We start from the raw sequence: 8,077 nt of genomic DNA on the forward strand, positions 1-8,077 counted from the left end.
CACCTCATTGCACTCTTGCTATTGTTGTTTGCCCGTCGACCACGAGGTGTAGCCGACGAATTCGTTATGTAGAGCGGCAGTCGCTTCCAAGCGTTTTTCAACATCCGGCCCGAGCTTCTTGCAGACCTCGTTGACCATCAGGTGCACCCACGACAGCATCGTCGAGGTGGATTCCCAGAACAGATTGAACTCGGTGGGGATGCGGAACACCTCGTCGGCATTGGCATCGGCCCAGTCACAGAAGGTGTCGGTCACCAGGGTGACCGCAATGCCAGCCTCGCGTGCCTTCTGGCACAGCATCAGGGCGTGGCGGGAATAGCGGCGCGCCTCGAACACCACCAGGGCGCTGTCTTCGGCGCGGCCCAGCAGCACTTCGCCGAAGTGCCCAGCGCTGATGTCGACCAGCTGCACACCATCGCGCAGGTATTGCAGCAAGTGGCTCATGCACATGGCGATGCCACGCTCGGTCTGGAAACCGGCGATGAACACCCTGGGCTTGCTCGCCAGGCGTTGCGCCACGGTGTGCCAGGCCGTGCTCTGGCGGTATTCGTGCACGCGCACCAAGGCGGCGATTTCCAGCTCCAGGCTGCCGGCGTTGTCGCTGGCGTCCTGGTTCTGGCGGTAATCTTGCAGGCGATCACCCACCAGCCATGGGCCATCGCCAAGATCGTTCTGCAGGTCTTGCTTAAGCGCCTTGAGGTGGGCATAACCCAATGAGCGGCAGAACCGCCCGACGCTCGATTCGCTGACGCCCAGCTTGGCGGCAATGCTGGCTGAAGTCTGGAACGGCAGTTCGTGCAGGTTGGCGAGCATGTAGGTGGCGATCTTGCGACCCGAGGCAGCGGCCCCTTCGAGGCTGTTTTCCAGGCGTTGCTTGATCGGTTGGCTCATGCTGCGGCTCCAGGGGTAAGGCTTGGGAAGAAAATGAATGTTTTCTGTCATCAAGTCAACATTTGACAGATTGCTGTCACATGCAGGAAAGTTTTTGTCGTTGCAACGCTGTAGCCAATCCAAAACAACAAGGAGCTTCAGATGTCCGCACCCTCCACCAGCACCATTGTGCGCGTGCCCTTTTCCGAGCTGCAGGGCCTGCTGCAGGCCATCTTCCAGCGCCATGGTTGCAGCGAGGCCGTGGCTCGGGTGCTGGCCCACAACTGCGCCAGCGCCCAGCGTGATGGCGCTCATAGCCATGGGGTGTTCCGCATGCCCGGTTATGTTTCGACCTTGGCCAGCGGTTGGGTCGATGGCCAGGCCACACCCAAGGTCAGCGACGTGGCTGCTGGTTATGTGCGTGTCGATGCCGCGGGTGGTTTTGCCCAGCCGGCACTGGCGGCGGCCCGAGAACTGTTGGTGGCCAAGGCGCGCAACGCCGGCATCGCCGTGCTGGCAATCCACAACTCGCACCACTTCGCTGCGCTGTGGCCGGATGTAGAGCCGTTCGCCGAAGAGGGCCTGGTTGCCCTCAGCGTGGTCAACAGCATGACCTGCGTGGTGCCACATGGCGCGCGCAAGCCACTGTTCGGCACCAACCCCATCGCTTTTGCCGCGCCTTGCGCCGAACATGACCCGATCGTCTTCGACATGGCCACCAGCGCCATGGCCCATGGCGACGTGCAGATTGCTGCGCGGGCTGGCCAGCAGCTACCTGAAGGCATGGGCGTGGATGCCAATGGCGAACCGACCACCGAGCCCAAGGCGATTCTGGAAGGCGGCGCTTTGCTGCCGTTTGGCGGGCACAAGGGCTCGGCGCTTTCGATGATGGTCGAGTTGCTGGCGGCGGCGTTGACCGGCGGGCACTTCTCCTGGGAGTTCGACTGGTCGGGGCACCCGGGGGCGAAGACGCCGTGGACCGGGCAACTGATCATCCTCATCGACCCCAGCAAGGCCGAAGGCGAGCGGTTTGCCCAGCGCAGCCGTGAACTGGTGGAGCAGATGCAGGCCGTAGGGCTGACGCGCATGCCGGGCGAGCGGCGTTACCGCGAGCGGGAGGTGGCCGAGGAGGAAGGGGTGGCGGTGACCGAGCAGGAGTTGCAGGGCCTGAAAGAGCTGCTTGGCTGACCCCTGCACCGTCGGGCCATGCAATGTTGCATAGACAACCTTGCACAATAGTGGATGTTCCTGAGCCTGCACTCCGGGTATGCTCAGGTCTGCCTTTTCGAACTGTCCTGATCCAAGGAGCTGCACGCTGTGTTCAAACATGTCGATGCCTATGCCGGCGACCCGATCCTCTCGTTGATGGAAACCTTCAAGGCCGACCCGCGCGCCGACAAGGTCAACCTGAGTATTGGCCTGTACTACGATGAGGCCGGCGTGGTGCCGCAACTGGCGGCTGTGGATGCGGTGGAAAAACGCATGGCCGGCCAGGACCACGAAGCCTCCCTGTACCTGCCGATGGAAGGCCTGGCCAGCTACCGCCAGGCGATCCAGGCGCTGCTGTTCGGTGCTGATCACCCCGCCGTGACGGGCGGTCGCGTGGCTACCGTGCAGACCGTGGGCGGCTCCGGTGCCCTTAAAGTTGGTGCCGACTTCCTCAAGCGCTACTTCCCGCAGTCCGAAGTCTGGGTCAGCAACCCGACCTGGGACAACCACCGCGCCATCTTCGAAGGCGCAGGCTTCAAGGTGCACTCCTACCCGTACTTCGACCAGGCCACCCGTGGCGTGGACTTCGACGGCATGCTGGCCACCCTGCAGACCCTGCCGGCCAACAGCGTGGTCCTGCTGCACCCGTGCTGCCACAACCCTACCGGCGCCGACCTGGAACAGCACCAGTGGCAGCAAGTGGTCGAAGTGGTCAAGGCGCGCCAGCTGATCCCGTTCCTCGACATCGCCTACCAAGGCTTCGCCGAAGGCCTGGTGGAAGACGCCTACGCCATCCGCGAAATGGCCCGTGCCGGCGTGCCGTGCCTGGTCAGCAACTCGTTCTCGAAAATCTTCTCGCTGTACGGCGAGCGGGTAGGCGGCCTGTCGGTGGTGTGCGATGACGACGCCACTGCCCAGAGCGTACTTGGCCAGTTGAAGGCCACCGTGCGCCGCAACTACTCCAGCCCGCCCAACTTCGGCGCCCAGCTGGTGGCTGGCGTGCTCAGCGATGCAGGCCTGAATGCCCAGTGGGCCGAAGAAGTCGAAGTGATGCGCAAGCGGATCCTCGACATGCGCCAGGCGCTGGTCGATGCCCTGGCCGTGCTGCTGCCAGGCCAGGACTTCCAGTTCTTCCTGCGCCAGCGCGGCATGTTCAGCTACACCGGCTTCAGCGTCGAGCAGGTGCGTCGCCTGCGTGACGAGTTCGGTGTGTACCTGATCGACAGCGGCCGCGTGTGCATGTCCGGCCTGCGCCCGGCCAACCTGCAGCGGGTTGCCGAAGCGTTCGCCGCCGTTCAGAAGTAATCCTCCAGGGGCCCAGCGCGGCCCCTGCATTCGCAGCTTCGCAGCGAGTAATGCCGGGGTCGCTCTGCGGCCCTTTCGCGGCGCAACGCCGCCCCCACAGGTCATTGCTGCAACCCGCGTTTTCAGCCAGCTGCACCTCACTTGTAAAGACAAGTGCAACCGCCCCTCGGAAAAGGGCTTCGCAAGTGCAACCTTTCCGTGCACAATCGCGCCCCTCTTTTCCGGTTGAGTTGGGCGAAGGCACTGTTTCGCCATTCTCAGCCTGTTGCAGTCTTGCGAGTGGAGCTTCACCCGGAATGAATGAGCAGGCCCCAAGCGTTGAACAACGCTTTGCAGAATCGACCCCCGCCACCCTTGGCAGCTGGGCGCGTCACGACACCACCTGGATGCTGGGCCTGTTCGGCACAGCCATTGGCGCCGGAACCCTGTTCCTGCCGATCAACGCCGGCCTTGGCGGCTTCTGGCCGCTGCTGATCCTGGCCATCCTGGCCTTCCCGATGACGTACTTTGCCCACCGTGGGTTGACCCGATTCGTCCTGTCGGGGCGCAACGGTGGCGACATTACCGAAGTGGTCAAGGAGCACTTCGGCAGCACCGCCGGTGCCTCGATCACCGTGCTGTACTTCTTCGCCATCTTCCCCATCCTGCTTATCTATAGCGTGGCGCTGACCAACACCGTGTCCAGCTTCATGGAGCACCAGTTGCACATGCAGCCGCCGCCGCGGGCCATCCTGTCGTTCGTGCTGATCCTCGGCCTGCTGGCCATCGTGCGCTGTGGCGAGCAGGCCACGGTCAAGGTCATGAGCCTGCTGGTGTACCCGTTCATCGTCGCCCTGGCGTTGCTGGGCCTGTACCTGGTGCCGCACTGGACGGGTGGCATCCTCGACAGCGCTACCCAGGTGCCACCGGCCTCGGCCTTCCTGCACACCCTGTGGCTGGCCATTCCGGTGATGGTGTTCTCGTTCAACCACTCGCCGATCATCTCGGCCTTTGCCGTTGACCAGAAGCGCCGCTACGGCGAGCACGCCGATGAGCGCAGCGGCCAGATCCTGCGTCGTGCCCACCTGCTGATGGTGGTGATGGTGCTGTTCTTCGTGTTCAGCTGCGTGCTCACCCTGAGCAGCGCCCAGCTGGCCGAAGCCAAGGCACAGAACCTGTCGATCCTGTCGTACCTGGCCAACCATTTCAGCAACCCGACCATCGCGTTCGCTGCGCCGTTGATCGCCTTCGTGGCCATTGCCAAGTCGTTCCTGGGCCATTACATCGGTGCCAGCGAAGGCCTGAAGGGCATCATCGCCAAGACCGGCGCGCGCCCGGGTGCCAAAACCCTGGACCGCGTAGTTGCCGCGCTGATGCTGGTGGTGTGCTGGATCGTCGCCACCCTCAACCCGAGCATCCTGCGCATGATCGAATCGCTCGGCGGTCCGATCCTTGCGGTGCTGCTGTTCCTGATGCCGATGTACGCCATCCGCCGTGTACCGTCGATGCGCAAGTACAGCGGTGCAGCCTCCAACGTATTCGTTGTGGTGGTCGGCCTGGTTGCGTTGACCTCGGTGGTGTACGGCCTGCTCGGCTGATTCGCTGCCAGAAATAAAGAATGCCCGGGGCGCTTGTCGCAACCTGGGCATTTTTTTGTCCACAAGAATTGTCCGGCAATAGAACAATTTCACCTACCCCCATAGGCACCCGGCCGCCTTCATGCTTAACTCAGTGTCCTTTTCAAACCCCGTATAAGGATTTCGTCATGGCTCAAGTGACTCTCAAAGGCAACCCGGTTCAGGTCAAAGGCGAACTGCCGAAAGTCGGCGCCCAGGCTCCGGCCTTCTCCCTGGTCGGTGAAGGCCTGGCTGACAAGTCGCTGAAGGACTACGCCGGCAAGCGCAAGGTGCTGAACATCTTCCCGAGCGTCGACACCCCAACCTGCGCCACCTCCGTGCGCAAGTTCAACGCCCAGGCCAATGATGTAACCAACACCGTGGTACTGTGCATTTCCGCCGACCTGCCGTTCGCCCAGGCCCGCTTCTGCGGCGCAGAAGGCCTGGAAAACGTGAAGAACCTGTCGACCCTGCGTGGCCGCGAGTTCCTCGAGAACTACGGCGTCGCCATCGCCGACGGCCCACTGGCCGGCCTGGCCGCCCGCGCCGTGGTGGTGCTGGACGAGAGCGACAAGGTGCTGCACAGCGAGCTGGTTGGTGAAATTGCCGACGAGCCGAACTACGATGCAGCGCTGGCTGTACTGAAGTAAAGGTTGTGGGGTAGGGCGGGCATCTGCAGCCCACCGTCGCCCCAAGCAACACCCTGTAACGGCCCGGAACGCGTTCCGGGCCGTTTTCATTTAAAATTCCGCGTCTTGGCAACGTCAGGCAAAGGTAAACCTCTGGTAAAGGCCCTTTGCTAAAACGATGGCAGTGCTTATCGTTCACCCTCCCGAAGTCGTCATTCCGAACAAGGTTCGTTCAACCCATGCAAGCGTCCAATTCCCGTTCCCCTCGTCGCTGGCTCGTCGGCCTGCTGATCCTGCTGCTGGTGGCTGCACTGGCCTGGTGGCTTTGGCCTGCAGCAACGCCCGCGCACAAAGAAGCCAGCGGCGGCGGGCGCGGCGGCAAGGGCATGGGCATGATGGGTGGCCGGCCAGGCTTCGGCGGCTCCAGCGACCCGGTGCCGGTGCGCGTCGAACCGGTACGGGTGGGTGATTTTCCGCTGTACTACAAGGCCCTGGGCACCGTCACTGCGACCAACACAGTGAACGTCCGCAGCCGGGTGGCAGGCGAACTGGTGAAAATCCACTTCAAGGAAGGCCAGCAGGTCAAGGCCGGCGACCTGCTCGCCGAAATCGACCCGCGCTCGTACCGCATCGCCCTGCAGCAGGCCGAAGGCACCCTGGCGCAGAACCAGGCACAGTTGAAGAACGCCCAGGTCGACCTGGCCCGCTATAAAGGCCTGTACGCCGAAGACAGTATCGCCAAGCAAACCCTCGACACCGCCGAAGCACAAGTGGCGCAGTTCCAGGGGCTGGTCAAGACCAATCAGGCACAGGTCAACGATGCTCGCCTGAACCTCGACTTCACTCAAATTCGTTCGCCAATCAACGGCCGTGTAGGCCTGCGTCAACTCGACCTGGGCAACCTGGTGGCGGCCAACGACGCCACCGCACTGGTGGTGATCACCCAGACCGAGCCGATCAGCGTCGCCTTCACCCTGCCGGAAACCGAGCTGAGCACCGTGCTGGAGCGCTACCGCAGTGGCGCGAGCCTGCCGGTCGAGGCCTGGGACCGCAGTGACAGCAAGCTGCAGTCCACAGGTGTGCTGGGCAGCATCGACAACCAGATCGACACCACCACCGGCACCCTGAAGTTCAAGGGCCGCTTCGAGAACAAGGACCTGGCCCTGTTCCCCAACCAGTTCGTCAACGTGCGCCTGCTGGCCGACACACTCAAGCAGGTGGTCATGGCCCCGGCTGCGGCCATCCAGTTTGGCAACGACGGCACCTTTGCCTATGTGGTCAACGCCGAAAGCACCGTGAACGTGCGCAAGCTCAAGGTTGGCGCCAGCGACGGCGAGAACAGCGTCATTCTCGAAGGCCTCAAGGCGGGCGACCGCCTGGTGCTTGAAGGCACTGACCGCCTGCGCGAAGGCACCAAGGTGGAAGTGGTAGAAGACAGCTCGCAGGTGCCGACCACGCCCGGCCAGCACCTGCAAGGCCAGGAAGCCAAGGGCTCGGCGCACACAGGTGAAGCACAGCCCGGTAACGCAGCAGGCAAGGCGGGCGCATGAACCTCTCGCGTCTGTTCATCCTGCGGCCGGTCGCCACCACGCTGAGCATGCTGGCCATTGTCCTGGCCGGCCTGATCGCCTACAAGCTGCTGCCGGTGTCCGCATTGCCGCAGGTGGACTACCCGACCATCCGCGTGATGACCCTGTACCCTGGCGCCAGCCCGCAGGTCATGACCAGCGCCGTCACCGCGCCACTGGAGCGCCAGTTCGGCCAGATGCCGGGCCTGGAGCAGATGGCCTCGACCAGCTCCGGTGGCGCGTCGGTGCTGACCCTGCGCTTCAACCTCGACATGAACATGGACGTTGCCGAGCAACAGGTGCAGGCCGCGATCAACGCCGCCAGCAACCTGCTGCCCAGCGACTTGCCGGCACCGCCGGTGTACAACAAGGTCAACCCGGCCGACACCCCGGTGCTGACCTTGGCCATCTCCAGCAAGACCATGCCGCTGCCCAAGCTCAACGACCTGGTCGATACCCGCGTGGCGCAAAAGCTCGCGCAGATCAGCGGCGTGGGCATGGTCAGTATTGCCGGCGGCCAGCGCCAGGCGGTGCGGATCAAGGTCAACGTCGACGCTCTGGCGGCCAACGGCCTGAACCTGGACGACGTGCGTACCCTGATCGGCGCTTCCAACGTCAACCAGCCCAAAGGCAACTTCGACGGCCCGACACGGGTGTCGATGCTCGATGCCAACGACCAACTGCGTTCCCCCGAGGAATACGCCAACCTGATTCTGGCCTACAACAATGGCGCTCCGCTGCGCCTGAAAGACGTAGCCGAAATCGTCGACGGCGCCGAAAACGAACGCCTGGCCGCCTGGGCCAACGAAAACCACGCGGTGCTGCTGAACATCCAGCGTCAGCCGGGCGCCAACGTGATCGAAGTGGTCGACCGCATCAAGGACCTGCTGCCCTCGATCAC

7 protein-coding genes are annotated in these 8,077 nt (G+C 63.4%); 6 read left to right on the forward strand and 1 reads right to left on the reverse strand.

Annotated features, from left to right (window positions below):
- Positions 1–18 precede the first annotated feature (18 nt).
- Positions 19–891, reverse strand: a complete 873-nt coding sequence (locus APH42_RS20830) for a MurR/RpiR family transcriptional regulator (RefSeq protein WP_012271971.1) — start codon at positions 889–891, stop codon at positions 19–21.
- 141 nt (positions 892–1,032) lie between these two features.
- Between APH42_RS20830 and APH42_RS20835 the strand changes: the two genes are divergently transcribed.
- The 6 genes from APH42_RS20835 to APH42_RS20860 all read left to right on the forward strand — a co-directional run.
- The gene (locus APH42_RS20835) at positions 1,033–2,058 is read left to right on the forward strand and encodes an Ldh family oxidoreductase (RefSeq protein WP_012271972.1); all 1,026 of its coding nucleotides are present in this window, start codon (positions 1,033–1,035) and stop codon (positions 2,056–2,058) included.
- A gap of 129 nt (positions 2,059–2,187) precedes the next feature.
- Positions 2,188–3,384 carry an amino acid aminotransferase gene (locus APH42_RS20840; protein ID WP_012271973.1) on the forward strand — a complete coding sequence of 399 codons (1,197 nt, stop codon included), beginning with the start codon at positions 2,188–2,190 and terminating at the stop codon, positions 3,382–3,384.
- A 296-nt stretch (positions 3,385–3,680) separates the two neighbouring features.
- The gene (locus APH42_RS20845; RefSeq protein ID WP_012271974.1) at positions 3,681–4,961 is read left to right on the forward strand and encodes a serine/threonine transporter; all 1,281 of its coding nucleotides are present in this window, start codon (positions 3,681–3,683) and stop codon (positions 4,959–4,961) included.
- Between the two features lie 167 nt (positions 4,962–5,128).
- The gene (gene tpx / locus APH42_RS20850) at positions 5,129–5,629 is read left to right on the forward strand and encodes a thiol peroxidase (protein ID WP_060494130.1); all 501 of its coding nucleotides are present in this window, start codon (positions 5,129–5,131) and stop codon (positions 5,627–5,629) included.
- A gap of 218 nt (positions 5,630–5,847) precedes the next feature.
- Positions 5,848–7,158: an MdtA/MuxA family multidrug efflux RND transporter periplasmic adaptor subunit gene (locus APH42_RS20855; protein ID WP_012271976.1), complete on the forward strand. Its 1,311-nt coding sequence runs from the start codon at positions 5,848–5,850 to the stop codon at positions 7,156–7,158.
- The coding region (locus APH42_RS20860) for an efflux RND transporter permease subunit (RefSeq protein ID WP_177336868.1) at positions 7,155–8,077 on the forward strand (923 nt) is incomplete at its 3' end. The genes APH42_RS20855 and APH42_RS20860, both read left to right, overlap by 4 nt.

Source organism: Pseudomonas sp. NBRC 111140, from assembly GCF_001320885.1.
Lineage (GTDB): Bacteria > Pseudomonadota > Gammaproteobacteria > Pseudomonadales > Pseudomonadaceae > Aquipseudomonas > Aquipseudomonas putida_P.